The sequence below is a fragment of the Zobellia nedashkovskayae genome (assembly GCF_015330125.1).
Taxonomy (GTDB): Bacteria; Bacteroidota; Bacteroidia; order Flavobacteriales; family Flavobacteriaceae; genus Zobellia; species Zobellia nedashkovskayae.
In genome coordinates this window covers 4,568,712-4,589,200 of the sequence record NZ_JADDXR010000002.1, presented here as the reverse complement: position 1 = coordinate 4,589,200, position 20,489 = coordinate 4,568,712, and the positions used below count along the sequence as shown (strand labels likewise).

20 protein-coding genes are annotated in these 20,489 nt (G+C 37.0%); 6 read left to right on the top strand and 14 right to left on the bottom strand.

Going from position 1 to position 20,489, the window contains the following annotated elements:
• The first annotated feature begins 78 nt into the window (after positions 1-78).
• The gene (gene hisS / locus IWB64_RS18905; RefSeq protein WP_194535493.1) at positions 79-1,455 is read left to right on the top strand and encodes a histidine--tRNA ligase; all 1,377 of its coding nucleotides are present in this window, start codon (positions 79-81) and stop codon (positions 1,453-1,455) included.
• Here the strand turns inward: hisS and IWB64_RS18900 are convergent.
• Both IWB64_RS18900 and IWB64_RS18895 read right to left on the bottom strand, forming a co-directional pair.
• A complete protein-coding gene (locus IWB64_RS18900) occupies positions 1,450-1,998 on the bottom strand; it encodes an NUDIX hydrolase (protein WP_194535492.1) in 549 nt (182 codons plus the stop codon). The genes hisS and IWB64_RS18900 overlap by 6 nt on opposite strands.
• 46 nt (positions 1,999-2,044) lie before the next feature.
• Positions 2,045-3,133 (bottom strand): M42 family metallopeptidase, encoded by a 1,089-nt coding sequence (locus IWB64_RS18895; protein ID WP_194535491.1) that lies wholly within the window; start codon positions 3,131-3,133, stop codon positions 2,045-2,047.
• Positions 3,134-3,235: 102 nt separating this feature from the next.
• Between IWB64_RS18895 and IWB64_RS18890 the strand changes: the two genes are divergently transcribed.
• On the top strand, positions 3,236-3,919 hold the full coding sequence (locus tag IWB64_RS18890; protein ID WP_194535490.1) for a DUF4294 domain-containing protein: 684 nt from the start codon (positions 3,236-3,238) through the stop codon (positions 3,917-3,919).
• Between the two features lie 4 nt (positions 3,920-3,923).
• Here the strand turns inward: IWB64_RS18890 and IWB64_RS18885 are convergent, their stop codons facing one another.
• The 10 genes from IWB64_RS18885 to IWB64_RS18840 all read right to left on the bottom strand — a co-directional run bounded on the left by IWB64_RS18885 (position 3,924) and on the right by IWB64_RS18840 (position 15,911).
• Positions 3,924-4,166: a DUF6095 family protein gene (locus IWB64_RS18885; protein WP_194535489.1), complete on the bottom strand. Its 243-nt coding sequence runs from the start codon at positions 4,164-4,166 to the stop codon at positions 3,924-3,926.
• Between the two features lie 37 nt (positions 4,167-4,203).
• Positions 4,204-5,061: a DUF4249 family protein gene (locus IWB64_RS18880; protein ID WP_194535488.1), complete on the bottom strand. Its 858-nt coding sequence runs from the start codon at positions 5,059-5,061 to the stop codon at positions 4,204-4,206.
• A gap of 4 nt (positions 5,062-5,065) precedes the next feature.
• Positions 5,066-7,465, bottom strand: coding sequence for a TonB-dependent receptor (locus tag IWB64_RS18875; RefSeq protein WP_194535487.1), 2,400 nt, complete (start codon positions 7,463-7,465; stop codon positions 5,066-5,068).
• Positions 7,466-7,590: 125 nt separating this feature from the next.
• Positions 7,591-9,810, bottom strand: coding sequence for an NADP-dependent isocitrate dehydrogenase (locus IWB64_RS18870; RefSeq protein ID WP_194535486.1), 2,220 nt, complete (start codon positions 9,808-9,810; stop codon positions 7,591-7,593).
• Between the two features lie 707 nt (positions 9,811-10,517).
• Positions 10,518-10,868 (bottom strand): 50S ribosomal protein L19, encoded by a 351-nt coding sequence (gene rplS, locus IWB64_RS18865; protein ID WP_155595864.1) that lies wholly within the window; start codon positions 10,866-10,868, stop codon positions 10,518-10,520.
• 140 nt (positions 10,869-11,008) lie between these two features.
• On the bottom strand, positions 11,009-11,683 hold the full coding sequence (gene trmD / locus IWB64_RS18860) for a tRNA (guanosine(37)-N1)-methyltransferase TrmD (protein WP_194535485.1): 675 nt from the start codon (positions 11,681-11,683) through the stop codon (positions 11,009-11,011).
• Positions 11,684-11,694: 11 nt separating this feature from the next.
• Positions 11,695-12,138: a GNAT family N-acetyltransferase gene (locus IWB64_RS18855; RefSeq protein WP_194535484.1), complete on the bottom strand. Its 444-nt coding sequence runs from the start codon at positions 12,136-12,138 to the stop codon at positions 11,695-11,697.
• A gap of 47 nt (positions 12,139-12,185) precedes the next feature.
• Positions 12,186-12,809: a tRNA (guanine-N1)-methyltransferase gene (locus tag IWB64_RS18850; RefSeq protein ID WP_155595867.1), complete on the bottom strand. Its 624-nt coding sequence runs from the start codon at positions 12,807-12,809 to the stop codon at positions 12,186-12,188.
• A gap of 148 nt (positions 12,810-12,957) precedes the next feature.
• Positions 12,958-14,406, bottom strand: coding sequence for a glyceraldehyde-3-phosphate dehydrogenase (locus IWB64_RS18845; RefSeq protein ID WP_194535483.1), 1,449 nt, complete (start codon positions 14,404-14,406; stop codon positions 12,958-12,960).
• 113 nt (positions 14,407-14,519) lie between these two features.
• Positions 14,520-15,911 (bottom strand): S1C family serine protease, encoded by a 1,392-nt coding sequence (locus IWB64_RS18840; protein ID WP_194535482.1) that lies wholly within the window; start codon positions 15,909-15,911, stop codon positions 14,520-14,522.
• Between the two features lie 189 nt (positions 15,912-16,100).
• Between IWB64_RS18840 and dapF the strand changes: the two genes are divergently transcribed.
• The 4 genes from dapF to IWB64_RS18820 all read left to right on the top strand — a co-directional run bounded on the left by dapF (position 16,101) and on the right by IWB64_RS18820 (position 19,214).
• Positions 16,101-16,877 (top strand): diaminopimelate epimerase, encoded by a 777-nt coding sequence (dapF, locus tag IWB64_RS18835; protein WP_194535481.1) that lies wholly within the window; start codon positions 16,101-16,103, stop codon positions 16,875-16,877.
• Positions 16,871-17,395, top strand: coding sequence for a GNAT family N-acetyltransferase (locus IWB64_RS18830; protein WP_194535480.1), 525 nt, complete (start codon positions 16,871-16,873; stop codon positions 17,393-17,395). The genes dapF and IWB64_RS18830 overlap by 7 nt, the downstream gene beginning before the upstream one ends.
• Positions 17,395-18,438: an endolytic transglycosylase MltG gene (gene mltG / locus IWB64_RS18825; RefSeq protein ID WP_194535479.1), complete on the top strand. Its 1,044-nt coding sequence runs from the start codon at positions 17,395-17,397 to the stop codon at positions 18,436-18,438. The genes IWB64_RS18830 and mltG overlap by 1 nt, the downstream gene beginning before the upstream one ends.
• 146 nt (positions 18,439-18,584) lie before the next feature.
• On the top strand, positions 18,585-19,214 hold the full coding sequence (locus IWB64_RS18820; protein ID WP_194535478.1) for a hypothetical protein: 630 nt from the start codon (positions 18,585-18,587) through the stop codon (positions 19,212-19,214).
• An 85-nt stretch (positions 19,215-19,299) separates the two neighbouring features.
• Here the strand turns inward: IWB64_RS18820 and IWB64_RS18815 are convergent, their stop codons facing one another.
• A complete protein-coding gene (locus IWB64_RS18815; protein ID WP_194535477.1) occupies positions 19,300-20,025 on the bottom strand; it encodes an SAM-dependent methyltransferase in 726 nt (241 codons plus the stop codon).
• A gap of 14 nt (positions 20,026-20,039) precedes the next feature.
• Complete coding sequence (locus IWB64_RS18810) at positions 20,040-20,486, bottom strand: low molecular weight protein-tyrosine-phosphatase (RefSeq protein WP_194535476.1); 447 nt, start codon at positions 20,484-20,486, stop codon at positions 20,040-20,042.
• Between the last annotated feature and the right edge of the window lie 3 nt (positions 20,487-20,489).

The following is a 20,489-nucleotide window of genomic DNA, read 5'->3' as shown; positions in this document are numbered from 1 at the left end:
CAGAGCAGAAGGAGGATTATCCATATAAAACGGCGCTCCTCTTCCTAAAATTTTATATTTGCATCACAATTATATCTAATGGCACAAAAACCAAGCATACCAAAGGGAACCAGAGATTTTACTCCTTCCGAAGTCATCAAACGAAATTATATTTTTGACATCGTGAAAAAGCATTTTCAGACTTTTGGTTTTCAACCTATCGAAACCCCTTCTTTTGAGAATTCGGATACTTTGATGGGGAAATATGGAGATGAAGGTGATCGCTTGATTTTTAAGATTTTGAATTCAGGGGATTATCTTAACAAGGTTGATTATGCTACGTATAGTTCAAAAAATTCAAACGCGTTGACTTCTAAGATTTCGGAAAAGGCACTCCGTTATGATTTAACAGTACCCTTTGCGCGTTACGTGGTTATGCACCAGAATGAGATTGATTTCCCTTTTAAGCGTTATCAAATCCAACCTGTTTGGCGCGCGGATAGACCTCAAAAGGGACGTTTCCGTGAGTTTTTTCAGTGTGATGCTGATGTGGTTGGTTCCGATTCTTTATTGCAGGAGATAGAATTAGTACAGTTGTATGATGCCGTTTTTACTGATTTGAAATTAGAAGGTGTCAATATTAAATTGAACAATAGAAAAATTCTTTCAGGTATTGCTGAAGTTATTGGTGCACAAGATCTTTTGATAGATTTTACAGTGGCTTTAGACAAGTTGGATAAAATTGGTGAAGAAGGTGTAAAGAAAGAAATGGCAGAAAGAGGACTAACTCCTGAGGCTATAGCCAAAGTAGAACCACTTTTTTCTCTTTCAGGAAGTAACCTAGAACAACTTCAAGCCTTAAGAGATCTTTTAAAAGATTCGGAAACAGGAAGCAAAGGAGTAGAGGAGTTGACTTATATAGTAAGTACTTTAGAAGAGCTGGGCTTACAGTCCGCTAAATTTTCTATTGATGTTACTTTGGCCCGCGGCCTTAATTATTACACTGGAGCTATTTTTGAAGTAGGCGCACCAGAGGGAGTTAAAATGGGATCTATTGGTGGTGGTGGCCGTTATGATGATCTTACCGGAATTTTTGGTTTAAAAGATGTTAGCGGTGTTGGAATCTCTTTTGGTTTGGACCGTATCTATTTGGTTTTGGAAGAATTGGGCCTTTTCCCAGAAAGCATTGACCAATCGTTACAAGTGCTTTGTTTAAACTTTGGAGACAAAGAAGCTTTGGCTTCTTTGAAGTTAGTATCCGCTTTGCGAAAAAATGGCGTAAAGTCAGATGTGTACCCATCTAACGCAAAAATTAATAAGCAGTTTAAATACGCCAATAACCGGAATGTTCCTTATGTAATTTCAATTGGTGAAAATGAATTGGCAGAAAATGCTTTTGTCGTTAAACATATGGAAAGTGGTGAACAACAAACGTATGCTCTAGATGCTGTACTTGATTTTGTAGCAAAACTATAATCTCTTTTTAATCTCTTTTATAATAGTCTTATAGTATTCCGTACTATGGGGAACATACTTAAGTAGATTAGCTAGACCCCAAGTTTCTTGTGAAAATTGGATTAATGAAATCAAGGCAAGGTCATCAACCTCGCTTTCTTGTTTTTTAAGTTCGTGCAATGGTACTTTAAGTTCACAAAGGAAAGTATGGTGAAACTCGCAGTCTATTAACTTCTCCGAATGTCTGTGAACGGATTTGAAAATTCCTATTTCCTCTAGTTCTTCTATTTGAATAGTAAGACCAATTTCTTCTTCAATTTCCCGTACTGCAGAAATTTCAATGTTTTCGCCAGCACCAATATGTCCTGCTACAGAAACATCCCAAAGTAGGGGAAAGATAGCTTTGTTTTTAGACCGTTTTTGAATTAGAACTTCTCCAGTGCTAGTGTAAAACCATATATGCACGGTAGGATGAAACCATCCTTCAAGGTGTGCTTCGGATTTCATTGCCGTTTTACCAGTGGCATTTCCATCGGAATCAAGAATATCAATTAATTCATCCATACCTAAAAAACAAAACCCTCCTTTTTGGGGAGGGTTATAATTTGTTTTAATCGAAATAACTAAAAGTTTCTCCGTCTTTTATATTCAGGAGAGTTTCGTAAATCAACCTGATTACGTTTTCAACATCATCTCTATGAACCGTTTCTACCGTGGTGTGCATGTAGCGCAACGGTAAAGAAATAAGCGCAGACGCAACGCCACCATTGCTGTATGCAAAAGCATCGGTATCCGTTCCGGTAGCTCTAGAGGCAGCCATACGCTGAAATGGAATCTTATTAGCTTCGGCAGTTTCAAGTATGCGTTCGCGTAACTTATTCTGAACAGCTGGTGCATATGAAATTACAGGACCGGCACCTATTTCAGTATGGCCTTGAGTTTTCTGTTCAATCATTGGTGTTGTGGTATCGTGACACACATCTGTAATGATAGCAACGTTTGGCTTAATGGTCTGTGTGATCATTTCTGCTCCACGCAAACCTATTTCTTCTTGAACAGAATTGGTGATATATAGTCCAAAAGGCAATTTAACCTTGTTCTCATGAAGCAAACGAGCTACTTCGGCAATCATAAAGCCACCGGCTCGGTTATCTATTGCACGGCAAACAAATTTATCGCCATTAAGTACTTGGAACTCGTCTGGATACGTAATGACACATCCAACATGAACGCCCATTTTTTCTACTTCCTCTTTGTCCTTAGCACCTATATCAATAAAAATATTATCTAATTTAGGAGGTGTTTCTTTTCCTTTATCACGTGTGTGAATAGCTGGCCAGCCAAATACACCTTTAACGATTCCGTTCTTGGTATGAATGTTTACCCATTTAGAAGGAGCTATTTGATGATCGCTACCGCCGTTTCTAATTACGTAAAGCAGTCCGTTGTCACTAACATAGTTCACGTACCAAGAAATTTCATCAGAATGCCCTTCAATAACCACTTTAAATTTAGCATCAGGATTAATCACCCCAACGGCCGTACCATAGGTGTCCGTTATGAAAGTGTCTACATATGGTTTAAGGTATTCCATCCATATTTTTTGACCTTCCCACTCGTAGCCTGTTGGCGCCGCATTGTTCAAATATTTTTCAAAAAAATCGAGTGATTTTTTAGTAAGAATTTTCTTTGTAGCCATTAAGTATATATTTAGATACGAATTTACTAATATTCACTTTTATTTAATAATAAGCAGACCTATTTATCGTTATTTTGGCAAGGCTTTTGTATAATGTCGGTTATGAAAAAAACAATTTTGTTTTTATTTTTAGTAAACCTCGTGTTTATAGGGTATGCCCAAATAGAGGAACAGCCATTGGATTCCATTAAGGAGAAGATGATTATAATAGAGGGTGACTCTATTTTTAGGAATTCTATTGACTTGGATGAAGTATATCTGTTCGGGAAATTAAAATTCAGTTCTTATAAGGATAAATTACGGTATTATATTCTTAGAAGAAAGACGTTAAAGGTCTATCCGTATGCCAAATTAGCAGCTGAACGTCTAGAAGAATTGAATGACAGTATTACGAAAATCAAGAAAAAGAGACATCAGAAAAAATATACAAAAGAAATTCAGCAGTTTATAGAAGAAGAATTTTCTGCGGAACTTAAGAAACTTACCCGTACCGAAGGTCAAATTTTGGTGAAATTAATTTACAGACAAACAGGGGAAACTGCATTTGAGCTTGTAAAGGAGCTTCGTAGTGGCTGGCGTGCATTTTGGTACAATACTACGGCCAGTATGTTTAATATTAGCTTAAAAGAGCTTTTTCAGCCAGAGACAGTGCACGAGGATTACCTTATAGAAGATATTCTACAGCGTGCTTTTACAGATTTTAGGTTGGAGCGTCAAGAATCGGTCTTAGATTACGATTATGCCCAGTTAAGCGACAAATGGGGAGATGTAAGTAAGAAGCATTAGGTGTTTAATTTTTATTTTTCTTCCCAAATAGAGAATCCATTATAATTTTTAAGCTGTAAAAAGCCATAGCTATAGCGCCAATGGCAATAATAAAACCCAATATAAGAACTGGCCAATATAAAGGGTGTTCCTGATTTTTAAATGCCTGATATATAACACCCGGCGCTAAAAACATAAGTGCAATAGTATAGCCAATATGTTTAATGCCTTTTACGAGCATGTCTTTATCTGTTCTCTTTTGAGACATAATTTGTAATATACTTTTAAAGGATGATGTGATTAGATTATTCTATAGTAATAGATTTGGAAAAGGTTTGGCATACGGCAAAATAGCCTAATGCAAAATTTTCTTGATCTATTGATGAAGCTAAGTTATCTAAATCTGAAAGATCTTCAATATTAGTTACGTTTAGAATATTTCCTCTAACCGTTGCGGAAGGAGTCTGAAAAGGTCCTTGATCACCACCAGATTGAATAATAATTTGGTTCATGTAATTATAGAAAGCCCTGTCGACACCAAGAATACTTACGTCTATGGTCATGCCTTCTTTTACATCATCATCATAAAAATAAGAAAATTCAAAGGTGCGTCCTGGGTAAAAAGTGTCTTCTGTCACCAAATATTCATTAAAGTCAAAATCGAATAGATAAAAGTCGGTTCGATTGGGTTGGTCGTCAAATGCTACTATAATTTCGGTTTCTTCGCCAGAGAAAAGAGTGGCGTCACCTTGGTCTAACTTCTCAATAGGAACCGCGGGTACATAAGTTGTTCTTGCGGCATATCTAGAACCTTCGTGTTGTATAAAAAGAATCAATTCTCCTGAAGTCATAAAGTCTACGGTGGTTTCACTTTGATATACTCCACTCCCAAGAAAGGTTTCAAAAAGCGGTATATTTTCTTGACTCGCCAAGTTGGTGATACTTATTTGTTCCAGTATAGCAGGCTCTATAGTTTCGAAAAAATTACTTGAAACACTCACTTTTACTTCGGCATAATAATTTGTGGAAGGCTGTGTGGTGTCTATGCGCATTAGGGCATCAACGGTTAATCTGGCTTTGTCCGTTGGAACTTCAACTTCAATAACATCTTCACAAGCCGCAAAAATTGGAAGCATACAAAGTATATATATCAACTTTTTCATAGACTTAAAATTTGAAATTATAAGTTACCGCAGGAACAATACCAAAAATAGCGGTGCGAACGGCTTCATTAGTTCCGGTATCTTCATTACGGCTAAAACTAATAGATGCCGCATTTCTACGGTTGTAAACATTATAAATACTGAAAACCCATTCCGTCTGCCATTTTCTGTTCTTATTCTTTTTGGGAGTAAGTGTGGCTGAAACATCCATACGGTTATAGGAAGGTAGGCGTTCTTCATTTCTTAGCCCGTAGTAAGGAATGGTAAGCCCTTGAAAACTGAATTGTCCAATAGGATAGTTTGTAGGTTGCCCTGTTTGAAAAACAAAGTTAGTGTTGAAATTCCACTTATCGTTTAGGTCGTAACTTGCATAAACAGATACATCATGGGTTTTGTCGTATGGCGTGTTGTACCAAGCTCCTGAATTTATACCCGTTTCCGTAAAGGAAGTACCATCGGACAAATCTACTGTTCTGCCTGGGGTTCTTTGTTCAGATTTAGAAAGGGTATATGCAAGCCAACCTTGAAATTTACCTTCATTTTTACGTAGTAAGAACTCAAGTCCGTAAGCTCTTGCCTCTCCATTTAAAATAACCTGTTCAATAGCATCATTGGCGATTAAGTTGGCACCGTCTATATAATCTATCCGGTTTTGAATATCCTTATAAAAGACTTCGGTCTCCACAGAATATTCACCATCATTAATCTTTTTAAAGTAACCAACAGCGTATTGGTCCAAAAGTTGGGGCTTTACGAAAGGTCCGCTTGGCGTCCATACGTCCAAAGGGGTGGGGGAGCTGGTATTGGAAATGAGGTGAAGGTATTGGGCAAGACGTGTATAACTAGCTTTTATAGAGCTATTATCATTTAAAGTGTATGCCAATGAAATACGGGGTTCAAAATTGTTGAAAGTAGCTAAGCTGCCGCTTTTTTCTACACTGTAGGTATCAATAGCAATACCTTCTTGGTATACATTTAGCACCGGGTCAAAAATAACGGGACTGTCATTAAAATAGACATTGATTTCATCCTGTCCCAGACGAATAAAGTTACTGAATCGCAGCCCGTAATTAAGACTTAAATTCTTTGTAATATCATGCTCAACATCAATATATGCGGCAAATTCATTTGCATATTTTTGAGTAAGTTGTTCTTCTATAATACCCGAATCAGCATTGCTAGGCTCTATTTTACCTGGATTAAAACGATAATAAATGTTATTAATGCCATAGTTAATTTGAAACTTGTCATTTACGTAGTGTTTCAGATCATATTTAATGTTGAAATTTTCTATACCTGAATTCCAATCAAAGCCTACAAAATCCAATTTTAAACCATAGTAGTAGTTGGAGTAAATTAAAGATAGATTAGAGAAAAGTTTGTCCGAAAATAGGTGATTCCACCTAAAATTTCCAACGGCATTTCCGTAGGTGTTTACAAAGCTGTCACTCACACTAAATACATCACGACCAAAGTAACCCGATAGAAAAATACTGTTATTATCGTTTATATTGTAATTAAGTTTAGTGTTCAAATCATAGAAATAGGCGGTGTTGTCTACATCAAAAAGCGGTAAAAAAAGATGGGCGTATGAAGCACGACCTCCAATAAGAAAAGCCGCTTTATCTTTTTTAATAGGACCTTCCACCAGTAAACGGCTGGCTACAGCACCAATACCCCCGTTTACTTTAATTTTTTTGCTATTTCCCTCCTTTTGAAAAATATCTAGAACAGAAGATACTCTACCCCCATAACGTGCGGGAATCCCACCTTTATAGAGTTTAATGTCTTTTATAGCATCAGGATTAAAGACTGAGAAGAACCCGAAAAGGTGTGATGAATTAAAAATAGTGGCTTCGTCAAGTAATATTAAATTCTGATCAACAGAACCACCACGTACATTAAAGCCAGAAGACCCTTCTCCTGCATTGGTCACACCAGGGAGCAGCAAGATTGATTTTATTACATCGGCTTCGCCTAAAATCACAGGTATTTTTTTGATAGTACCTACGGATAAGGAGTTTACGCTCATCTGTGGCTCACGAACATCCATTTTCTCTACATCTTCCGTAACCACTACTTCCTGCAATTGTTCAGCGGATTCTTCTAAAGAGAAATTCATCTTTTGGTCTCCATCAAGGGTTATGGTTTCAATAATATCCTGAAAACCTAAATAACTTACTTGCAGTTGGTATTCGCCTTCGGGCAGGGTAATTGAGTAAAAACCATATTCGTTGGTAGTGACTCCGGTTTGTATTGCAGGAAACCCAATGGTTACACCAATTAGGGTTTCGTTACTGGAGGCCTCCGAGATAGTACCACTTAAGGTGTATCGTTCTTGAGAGAAGCTATCAATGAAGAAGAGCAGAAAGACCGTAAGGACGACCTTGGTGAGTTGATTCATCTTAAGGAGCAATTTTTCATAAAAGTAACTAGAAAAACACCTACAGGGAAAACGTTAACAGTATTTTAAAAAGAAAGAGGCCTCTACTTTGGTAGAGGCCTCTTTTATATTCTAAAATAAAGAAATTAGATAGTATCTAAAATAGAATTAAAAGTTTGGCTAGGTCTCATTGCCTTTGAAACAAGCTCTTGATCTACTTTGTAATACCCACCAATATCTTGGGGTTTGCCTTGAGCATTCATTAGTTCATCAACAATTTTAGATTCTTGTGCTGAAATTACTTCAAAAACTTTTTTGAAAGTAGCCTGTAGCTCCGCGTCTTTTGATTGGTTCGCTAAGGCTTCTGCCCAGTACATAGCCAAGTAAAAGTGACTTCCTCTTGTATCTATTTCATCTACCTTTCTTGAAGGCGACTTATCGTTAATCAAGAATTTTTCAGTAGCGCTATCTAAAGCATCACCTAAAATCCTCGCTTTTTCATTAGTGTTCTTTTCGCCATAAAAGTCTAGAGAGACACCCAAAGCAAGAAATTCACCTAAAGAATCCCATCGCAAGTGACCTTCCTCTAAAAATTGCTGCATGTGCTTTGGGGCTGAACCACCTGCACCCGTTTCAAAAAGGCCACCACCGTTCATTAACGGCACAATAGATAGCATTTTTGCACTAGTACCTACTTCAAGAATAGGGAAAAGATCAGTAAGGTAATCTCTAAGTACGTTTCCTGATACGGAAATAGTGTCTTTACCATCTTTTAATCTAGCAAGCGTATACTCGGTAGCTTTCTTTGGAGAAAGAATACGGATGTCTAATCCTGAGGTATCGTAATTTGGTAAATATTGATTTACTTTTTTAATAAGCTCAACATCATGTGCGCGATTTTCATCTAACCAGAAAACAGCAGGATCATTGGTAGCTCTAGCTCTAGAGACAGCTAATTTTATCCAATCTTGGATAGGAGCGTCTTTTACTTGGCACATACGCCAGATATCACCTTCTTCAACCGTATGTTCGTCAAGGACTTTACCGGAATTAATATCAATAACCTTTACTGTACCTGGATTTTTAATTTCAAAAGTTTTGTCATGCGAACCATACTCTTCAGCTTTTTGAGCCATTAGACCTACATTTGGTACGGTACCCATTGTAGTAGGGTCAAAAGCACCATGTTCTTTACAGAAATCTAAAGTAGCAGAATAAATATCGGCATAGCTGCTATCAGGGATAACTGCTAAAGTATCTTGTTGTTCACCTTTGGCATTCCACATTTTTCCTGAACTACGTATCATTGCTGGCATTGAAGCATCAATAATAATATCACTAGGAACATGAAGGTTGGTAATGCCTTTTTCAGAATTTACCATGGCCAAAGCAGGACCTTCATTAATGGCTTTTTGAATATCTTTTTCAATTGGCTCTCTTTTGTCGGCAGGTAGCTCTTGAAGTTTAGCGAACAAGTTCTCTAATCCGTCATTAGCGCTAATACCCAGATCCTTAAAAGTGTCTTTATATTTTGTAAAAACATCAGCAAAGAAAACCTCTACTGCATAACCAAAAATAACCGGATCGGATACCTTCATCATGGTTGCCTTCATGTGAAGCGAGAATAAGACCCCTTGTTTCTTGGCTTCTTTGATCTGCTCTTTCAAAAAGGCTACAAGAGCTTTTTTGCTCATTACGGTGGCGTCAATAATCTCACCTTCTAAAAGGCTTAATTTATCTTTAAGAACAAGAGTTTCCCCATTGTTCTGAACTAATTCTATTTTTATAGCTGTGGCAGAAGGTAATGTTAATGATTTCTCATTGGCTTTAAAATCGCCATGGTCCATAGTGGCCACCTGTGTTTTTGAATCAGGGCTCCATGCACCCATGCTATGCGGGTTCTGTTTAGCGTAATTTTTAACGGCTCTTGGAGCTCTACGGTCAGAGTTCCCTTCACGTAGGACCGGGTTTACCGCACTACCTTTAATTTTGTCGTATCTAGACTTGATATCCTTTTCGGCTTCATTAGAAGGCTCATCCGGATAACTAGGTAAAGCATACCCATTGTCTTGAAGTTCTTTAATGGCTTCTTTTAATTGAGGAACGGAAGCACTAATGTTTGGAAGCTTGATAATGTTAGCCTCAGGCTTTTTAGCCAAAGCTCCCAACTCTTCTAAGTCGTTCGCTATTTTTTGGTCGTCTTTAAGAAAATCAGGAAATACCGCAATAATTCTTCCAGCCAAAGAAATGTCTTTGGTTTCAATTACGATATTGGCCGTTTTAGTAAACGCTTTTACAATTGGTAAAAATGACTGTGTAGCTAAAGCCGGAGCTTCATCTGTTTTTGTATAAAAAATTTTGGACATGTAAAGAAAGGTTTAATTTAAAGCGAAGTAAATATACGACATTAAGTATTCTTGCGAGTCAAAAGATAAGCTCTAGTTACGAGCAGATTCGCTTTAGAAGCTATTTTAACAAAAACCTTGCGAAATAGGAAAAAAAAAGGCAAAACAAAAGCCATATCATTGTACGTGTACATTGATATGGCTTTTTAGAAACTGATATTGCAAACTTTCTTCCCTGTTCTTCTGACAGATCGGCAACCCTTGATTGCATTTGCATCACAATTTCAACGTTTGAAATTAACTGTACTTCATCATCGGACCAAGCTACAATTTATATCTCTTCTCATTGTTTACACAATCTTTGTGCATATTTCCAAGACTTGCGTCTGTTGAATATTTACAAATATGTTCACGTAATCATTTCTCAAAAAGCGACAGCCTTTTGTTGATACGTTCGTTTTGATAAATGGCGTACTCTGAAATACATCTTTAAACATTTACAAAACCTAAACAATAATATAAAGAACGCTAACTCTATAACAGTTTGGGAATTTCTCTTTAGACAGAGATTTTCTTTTTCTGTTTAATAAAAGTAAGAAAAATAGTTATAGCTACCAAGATTTTTAACATATTAATAATCAACAAGTTATAAACTACGGATATTAACAATTGTTCATAACGCAAAAATCCCGCTATTGCGGGATTTTTTACTACTATATATTATTGGCTTAAGAACGAACCTCTTTGATACGTGCTTTCTTACCAGTAAGACCTCTAAAGTAGAAGATACGAGCTCTACGTACTTTACCTCTTTTATTAACTTCAACCTTTTGTAGGGCTGGCATGTTAATTGGGAAAATACGTTCTACGCCTACTGTACCTGACATTTTACGAATTGTAAAAGTCTCAGTAGAACCAGAACCTCTTCTTTGGATAACAACGCCTCTAAAGAACTGAGTACGTGTTTTTTCACCTTCCTTAATTTCATAGTACACCGTAATAGTGTCACCAGCTGAAAATTTTGGAAATTCTTTTTTTGGAACAAACTCGTCTTGTACGAATTTTAATAATTCTTCCATGATATTTTTTTATTGATTATGTTATGGTCAACATTCACGATTATCGTCAGAGGTTAATTTAACAGGGTGCAAAAATACTATATAAATTAGAAATGACAATATATTTTAATAATTTTTTGAAGCATAGGGTATTAGTCTGCTTATTCCAGTAAATCAGGTCTCCGTTCTTGGGTTCTTTTTAAAGCTTGATCTTCACGCCACTCTTCTATTTTAGGAAAGTTACCGCTCAAAAGTATCTCTGGAACTTTCATGCCTTTATATTCCGATGGTCTTGTATAAACGGGAGGGGCAAGGAGGTCATCTTGGAATGTATCCGTTAACGCAGAAGTTTCATTATTAAGAACTCCCGGAATTAATCTAATAACTGCATCGCAAAGAATAGCGGCACCTAGTTCTCCGCCAGAAAGCACATAATCGCCTACAGAAATTTCACGGGTTATAAAAGCATCCCTAATCCTTTGGTCAACGCCTTTGTAGTGACCACAAAGAATAATAACATTGTTAAGTAATGATATGCCGTTGGCCATTCTTTGGTTCAACGTCTCGCCATCTGGGGTCATGTAGATAATTTCGTCGTATTCTCTTTCCGCTTTTAATGCCGTAATACATTTATCTATAGGTTCTATCATAAGTACCATACCGGCTCCACCACCAAATTGGTAATCGTCTACACGGTTATAGCTCATGTCGGTATAGTCTCTTATGTTATGCATGTGCACTTCAACGAGACCTTTTTCTATGGCTCTTTTTAAAATAGATGCAGCAAATGGACTTTCCAGCAGTTCGGGTAATACGGTAATAATGTCTATGCGCATTTTAATTTGGGCTAAGAATTAGTGGGCCAAAAGTAGTGAAAAGCATGAGAATCTTTTTCCCAACCTAGTTTTTCGTAGAGCTTTTGTGCAGGATTATCAATTGCGGTTTCCAAGGCAAGACCTTTATATTCTTTTTTACTACAGAATTTCTGTGCTGTGGTTAACAATGCGGCTCCAGTTCCTTTTTTTCTGTGTTGCTCACTTACATAGAGGTCATTCAATACATAGCTAGCTTTCATGGAAACTGAGGAGAAAATAGGATACAATTGAACAAAACCTGCGGGCTCACTATCAATAAAAGCTATAAATACGATAGATTCTGATTTAGACAAACGTTCTTCTAAAAACGAAGTAGCAGCACTTATATCAGAAATTTGTTTGTAGAAGACTCTGTACTGATCAAACAGAGGGGCCAATAATTGAACGTGAGATAGGTTTGCTTGTATAATGTTCATTAGATAGTGGTCTAAACTAAAAAAAGCTCCGAGAGGAGCTTTTTAAATTATTTCTGTTTCTTGTATTTATTAATCTCATCTTGCAGTTGCCTGCTAATTTTTTGCTCCCTTTCTAAAGCCCTTCTACGATGGTCTTCATATTCGGTTTCAAGTTCAGACAAATTGGTCTTAGCTTCTTGTGTCAAGATATTACTGTTTCTAAATCTATAGATAAAGAAAAGCAACAATGCCAAAAGTGAAGCGATAACCGTCCAAAGGATAGCATTATATGTACTTTTTGAAACCATAATACCTAAGAAAGACATACTGTCTTTTTCTTCCGTTACAGCAGCAAGGTTATTAGTGGTCTCCTCTAATTTTTCGTTTAGCGAACCAATTGTAGATTCGTGACCGCCTATAGTAGCTTTTAATTCACCAGCTCTTTTATTGTACCCTTTAAGGGTGTCAAGAACATTCTGACGAAGTTTTTCTAGAGAGATGGTACGAACAACTTCATATTTCTTTCCATCTGCACGGTAATTACCAGATTTAACAAAAACAAATTCAAATTGTTTGTCTATTGGCCCTCTGTCTAAAGACAATGCGTCTTGAGTTTCTTCTTCCTCTTGGGCGAATTGTAGGTTATATGCTAGTAAAGCCGTTATAAGTAACAGGATTCTTAAGCCTTTCATGTTGGAGTGATTCTTTGAGTTAATGTATATCAGCCGACTAAAGTAATTCAATAATATCAATTAATAAAAAAAATCAAGGATAAGGTTGCGATTAGATGGGAAATACCTTCAAAATGACAAAAATCTTACCCTTGTTTCTCTTTAAAAATCAATAATACGTGTAGCGTCTAACTTTTGCAATGTATTTGGCCAAACGAATTACTTGATGAGAATAGCCATACTCATTATCATACCATATATATAGTATAATATTTTTACCATTATCACTAACGATAGTTGCATTGCTATCATATATAGATGGTGCATTTGTCCCAACAATATCCGAAGACACCATTTCCTTGCTTAAAGAATACTTAATTTGTTCAACTAAATCTCCTTCCAACGCATATTTTTTGATGATTGTATTAATGCCGTCTATGGAGGTTTTGTTTTTTGTCTGAAGATTTAAGATAGCAAGAGACCCATTAGGTACAGGTACTCTAATTGCATTAGAGGTAAGTTTGTCTTTTAGTTCTGGTAAAGCTTTTGCAACGGCAGCACCTGCACCCGTTTCAGTAATGACCATATTTAATGCGGCAGCTCTACCACGCCTATGCTTGCTATGCATATTGTCTACTAGATTTTGATCGTTTGTATAGGCATGAATGGTTTCTAGGTGCCCTTTTACAATGCCCAATGAATCCTCAACAACACTTAAGATAGGTGTTATGGCGTTAGTTGTACAAGAAGCGGCCGAGAATATTTTAATAGCATCCGGGTCATACATCTTGTGGTTAACCCCATGAACTATATTAGGAATTTCTTTGCCAGGTGCCGTTAGAAGTACATGAGATGCACCTTCTGCTTCTAGATGTCTTTCTAATTCTGTTTTAGTTCTGAAAGCACCAGTATTATCAATGATTAGGGCATTACTAATGCCGTATTGGGTATAATCTATTTTTTCAGGGCGATTGGCACTAATCATATGTACCGTAGTACCGTTAATGATGAGGGCTTTATTTTTAAAATCGGTTTCTACCGTGCCGGAGAACTTACCGTGAACTGAATCTATTCGCAATAGGTTAGCTCTTTTTTCAAGAATTTCAATATCATCAGCATCTCTAGTTACAATTGCCCTTAGACGTAACTGGTTGCCTTTACCGGTTTTGGCCATGAGCTCTCTTGCTAAAAGCCTGCCAATTCTTCCAAACCCGTAAAGAACAATATCCTTTGGTTTTAAGGGGGTGGCATCATCGGCATCCTTTAACTTATCAAAAACAAAGGCTTTTATATCCGTATTATGATTGTCTTCGGAGTGGTATTCATAGGTGATTTTACCAATATCTAATTTTGCGGGAGGTAGTTGAATATCGTTTATAGCCCGTAAAATTTCGGTTGAGTCAAAAATGGAGATTGGTTTCTGGACAAATTCACCTGCATATTCGTGTAGGTTTATAATGTCACTTACATTTTTGTCTATAACCTGATTTTTGAAAAGTACGATTTCAATAGTCTTGTCGTACCAAAGGTCGCTTACCAGCTTAATGAATTCGGTTGTTGCTTTTCTTCTGTCGGCTTGGAAGGCCAATTCTTTTTCGTAAGAGGCGTTGGGTGTCATTTATTAAGTTGAGTTATATTTTGATATAAAAGTAGCTATTTAGTGTTATTTGGAACTGTTTAAAACAAAAAAACACCCCAATTGGGGTGTTTGTAATATAATAGTTTCATGTTTTATTGAAAAATAAGACGTTCTCTCTCGCCTTTTTGATTAATCATGGTGATACTTGTTTTTCCATATCTAGAAATGCTTCCGAAAAGAGTTCTTGCTTCCTCAATATCGTTTATTTCTTTATCGTCTACAGATAGTAAAACCTTTCCTTCAAGACCGTAACCGCGGTACGTTTCAGGAACTCCAACTATTTTTACCCCATTTTTGGTCTTAAACTTTTTACTGTCATCTTTGCTTAAATTCTTTACTTCAAGACCCATTACCGGTACAATAACAGTTTGCCTTTTCTTTAGCATTACAGGTACGGTGAACTCTTCGCCATCTCTATCGATAGTTACCTCTACGGAATCATCTGGTCTTTTTGCCGAAAGGTATCCGGTAAGATCTGCAAATTTGCGAACCTTAATGTTGTCTACTTTTTTGATAACATCTCCTTCTTGCAATTCTGCGTCTTCTGCACCAGTTCCTTCTTCAACACCAGAAATATATACACCTTCTATTTCATTAAGCCCTTTTTCTATGGCGTACGGTGTATTCGTATTTAAGGTTTTTATTCCTAAAATCCCTTTTTGAACGTTTCCATATTCCAGAATATCGTCAACCACTTTTTTCGCAATATTACTGGGTACGGCAAATGAATATCCCACGTAGCTACCGGTTTGCGAAGTAATAGCGGTGTTAATACCAATAAGGTCTCCATTGGTATTTACCAAGGCACCACCACTGTTGCCAGGATTTACTGCGGCATCAGTTTGAATAAATGACTGATTTTTTCCTAAATCCCGAGCTTTAGCACTCACGATACCCGCTGTCACTGTTGATGTTAGGTTGAAAGGGTTGCCCACGGCTAATACCCATTCTCCTATTTTCATATCGTCAGAATCACCAAAAGCCAAATACGGAAGGTTGCCTTCTGCATCTATTTTAATAAGTGCAATGTCAGAATTTGGATCGGTACCTATAAGTTCTGCATCATAGGTTTTATTGTTATTTAGGGTTACCTGTAACTGGTTAGCCTTGCTAATTACGTGGTTATTTGTTACAATGTACCCATCTTGGGATATAATAACACCTGAACCTGTTCCTACTTGCGGCCTTTCATTTCCGCCACTTCCGTAAAAGAAGTCCATAAGATTGTGTGGTGTTCTACCAACGGTTACATTTTTAACGTGTACAACGGCATTCACCGTGTTTTCTGCCGCAACAGTAAAATCAACCTCATTAATTCCTGCTCCTTTTGCAGAAGTAGGAGTGAAACTGGTATTAAAAACGGAATGCCCCTCATCTTGAGTGATAACCGCATAATTATTGTTTTCAAAAAATAATTTGTAGCTGCCCAATGTGATTGCTCCAGCAAAGAGGGCTATAAAAAAGGTACTGGCAATTTTTTTCATGCTATTGTTTTGTTTTAATTTCTGTGATATGTTAAAATTAGTCGTTTTTTATGTGGTTTAGATTTGCTTTAACTACTCTTTAACTGCCAAATATATCTTAATCTCTACTATTTCAGGTCGCTAAGTAGCAAACCAAAGAGGTTATTTCTGATAGTAGAAAAGCCTATATTTGTGTCTTTAAATATTCTTATGACACTCAGTTTTTACAAATATCAAGGCACTGGAAACGATTTTGTTCTTATCGATAACCGACAATTGAAATTTCCCAAAAATGATACCAAACTAGTTGCATTTCTATGTGATCGCAAGTTTGGCATAGGTGGTGATGGCCTGATACTTTTAGAAAATGACGAATTGTCAGATTTTAGAATGGTCTATTACAATGCAGACGGAAATGAAGGAAGTATGTGTGGTAATGGCGGTCGTTGTACCGTGGCATTCGCTAACTTTTTGGGAGTTATAGAAAAGGATACGGTTTTCAATGCTGTAGATGGTAAACATGCTGCTACTATTGAAAATGGAATTGTCAGCTTACAAATGCAAGATGTTTCTGAAATTAAAGAAAAACCTGAATATGTATTCTTGAATACCGGTTCCCCTCATCATGTACAAATGGTAAAAACTGTAGAGAACTTTGAGGTGTATAAAGAAGGCAAAAAGTTACGTTACGGGCTTTACGGTCAAATAGGAAGTAATATAAACTTTGTTGAAATCCTGGAAGATGACACTTTTGCTGTGCGAACATACGAACGTGGAGTAGAGGACGAAACTTTATCCTGTGGTACCGGAGTAACTGCGGTGGCAATTGCTATGCATAATGCGGGAAAAACTTCAGCAAATAGAATTAAAGTGAATACTCAAGGTGGGGAGTTACAGGTTGAGTTGTGTGAAAAAGACGGAATTTATAGTCATATTCATTTGATAGGCCCTGCCAAACAGGTGTTCAAAGGTAAGATAGTATGCTAAGTTTAAAAGGGGAACGTATATCTCTAAGAGGATTAGAACCAAGTGATTTGGATTTTCTCTATGAATTAGAAAACAATACAGAGATTTGGGAAATTAGCGGAACTACTGCTCCATACTCAAAACACGTATTGGAGTTATACCTAGATAATGCCCACCGTGATATTTATGATGTTAAGCAATTACGTCTATGCATTTGTGATCAAGAAAACTCACCAGTTGGACTAATAGATTTATTTGACTTTGACCCTAAAAACTTCAGAGCGGGAATAGGGATAGTTATATTGAATAAAGAAAATAGAAACCAAGGAGTAGGAGCAGAGGCTATCCAATTAGTATCTGATTATGCTTTTAAGGTTTTAAATCTTCGTCAGCTCTATGCCAATGTAATGGAGAGCAATAATCCAAGTCTACATTTGTTCAAAAAGATGGGTTTTGAGGAAGTGGGTCTAAAAAAAGATTGGATTTTTTCCGAGGGAAAATATAAGAATGAGATTTTGTTTCAAAAAATAAATGCCTAATGTATATAAAACGTATTCTACTAATTATTGTAATTGCTGGTCTTATTGGTGGCGGAATTTTTGCCTACACGGTGTATAATGCCATTTTTTCACCCAACACCAGTTTCGAAAATAAAGAAGCTTATATATATGTACCCTCTGATGCCGATTTTAATCAGGTGAAGGAGCAAGTTAGTCCACTTATAAAAGATATGTCTTCTTTTGAGAAAGTTGCGCAACGAAAAGGATACGCATCCAATGTAAGAGGAGGTAAGTATGTCATTAAAAAAGGGGCGAACAATAATGATATCATAAATTCGCTGCGTAGTCAAAACATACCGGTAAAGGTTGCTTTTAATAATCAAGAGACGATTGCAGATCTTGCAGGAAGGATAGCTATGCAATTAGAACCAGATAGTTTGGCTTTGCTACAAGCCTTTACAGATGATGATTTTTTGAAAGCGAACGGCTTTAATGAGAATACAGAGTTGGCTATGTACATACCTAATAGCTATGAGTTTTTCTGGAATACTTCAGGAAAGGAGTTCAGGGAGCGTATGTTAAAGGAATACAAGCGTTTCTGGACGGATGCCCGTTTAGCCAAAGCAAAAGCATTGAACCTTACTCCAGCGGAAGTCATTACTTTGGCTTCTGTTGTGCATAAAGAAACAGCAAAAGTTGATGAAAGACCAAGGGTTGCAGGAGTGTATCTTAATCGTTTGCGAAAAGGAATCTTGCTTCAGGCCGATCCAACGGTAATCTATGCCTTAAAAAAGAATAAGGGTGATTTTAATATCATAATAAAGAGGGTTCTTTATAAAGATTTGGAGTTAGATTCTCCTTATAATACATATAAGTATGCAGGCCTTCCTCCAGGTCCTATAGCTATGCCGGATATTACTGCTATTGATGCAGTTCTTAATCCTGAGAAGCATGAGTACATCTACTTTGTAGCTAACGTAGAGAACTTCGGTTATCACAAATTTGCCAAAACTTTGGCTCAACATAACCGTAATAAGGCACAGTATGTCCGGTGGATAAATGCACAAAAAATCAACAGATAGGCATTTTAACCACTGTTTAGCACCTGTTAACTAAAATGGGGCACTTTTAACAAAGCCTTGTAAATTGCAACAGAAAAACGAGCCTATCTTTGCCCCTCGTAATCTAAGCGGGCTTAATTTTCGTAAGTCTTAGGTAAATATAACATATGAGAAAGTGGCTAAGTTTATCAAGCCCCCTGATCATTACCTTTATTTTATTGAGTTTCGGTTTTGAGTCCAAAGAGGTGAAAGTGCCGGAAACTCTTAAAGTAAAACAACCTACTGAAGTTTTGTTTCCCAAAAACAAAACTGTGCATGCTACGATGTTATTGACTCCTCCTTTTATAGGGAGTTCGTATATCGGTTTTAAAGAAGCTCTAGCGTTTAAAGAATCGCAGGGTAACTATTTTACAACAAATACGCTTGGGTATTTGGGAAAATACCAATTTGGTATCGGTACCTTACAGCTTATGGGTGTTTATAACGCAACACGTTTTTTAAATGACCCTGTGTTACAGGAAAGAGCTTTTAATACTAATATAGCTCGTAACAAGTGGATTCTAAGAAGAGATATTGCCCGTTTCGTTGGCAAACGAATTGGAGGCGTTGAAATTACAGAATCTGGAATGATGGCCGCAGCTCACTTGGCTGGTGCCGGAAACGTAAAGAAGTACTTACGTTCATGGGGCGCGTTCGATGTATCGGACAGCTACGGAACAACAATTGCAAAATATATGAAGAAGTTTTCAGGATATGATATTTCTTATGTTTCGCCAAAACGAAACCCAAAAGTTTAATTATTTCCTGTTTAAGATTTAATTTACATATGAAAGTGGACAAGCCCCTATAGAAATATTGGGGTTTGTTTTTTTATAGCTTTGATTACCCTTGAATAATAAAAATTGCAGGTCGCTTATGAAGAGATTCTACTTTGGTACGTTTCCAATCGGCAATAGTTTTTGTAAGTATATATTCTGTTGGTAGCGTTACATCACAAGCTACGCATACTCTTGTGCCAGGATTTAGTGTTTTTAGTAACTCGGCAAAAAGCTTATCGTTTCTGTATGGGGTTTCAATAAAAAGTTGAGACTGCCTGTAATCTTTTGAAAGTTTTTCGAGTCTTTTAATGGCACCTTTACGCTCAGTGCCGTCAATAGGTAGGTATCCGTTAAAAGCAAAGCTCTGCCCGTTCATACCACTGGCCATAAGGGCTAGAACAATAGAAGAGGGGCCCACTAACGGCACAACCTGAATGTTTTTTTCATGTGCAATTTTTACAACTTCTGCACCAGGGTCGGCAATACCAGGGCAACCAGCTTCAGATAGTATTCCGGTATTGAAACCATCAAGGCATGGTTGTAAAAAGGCGGGTATTTCTTGAGCTTCAGTATACTTGTTAAGTACTGACAAGTGAAGATTTGGTTGAGATTTTCTTGGGCTTATCTTTTTAATGAACCGTCTTGCGGTTTTCTCGTTTTCAACAATGTAATGGTCAATTTGTTCAATGGCCTGTTTGATTGAAATAGGTAGTACTTCTAATGGCTCATTTTCGCCAAGTGTGGTAGGTATTAAGTATAATTTTCCCTGGTTTTCAATTCTGTTGGCCATAACGTTTGGTTGTATTAAAGTTTTTTGGCGATAGACGTACAAGCGGTGTCTATAAGTTGAAATACCTTTTCAAATCCATTGTCGTCGTAATACGGGTCTGGTACTTCAATAACAGGTAATTCTACTTCCGTAAGCAATAGCTTAACCTTTTTAGCATCTTCTGGAGTATTGGCCAGGTTAAGAATGTTATTGAGGTTGCTACGGTCCATAGCATAAATTACATCAAATTTTTCAAAATCTGACTTTTGAAATTGACGACAGCGCTGGTTTTGAATATTTAGACCGTGATTGTTTGCAACGGCAATAGAACGAGGGTCTGGTGCTTTGCCAATATGGTAGCCTCCGGTTCCTGCAGAATCTACTAAAACCTTTTCTGGGTCAACCTTGTCTTGGAGAATGCCCTCCGCTAATGGAGACCTGCAAATATTGCCTAGGCAGACCATTAAGACTTTGGTTTTCATAAG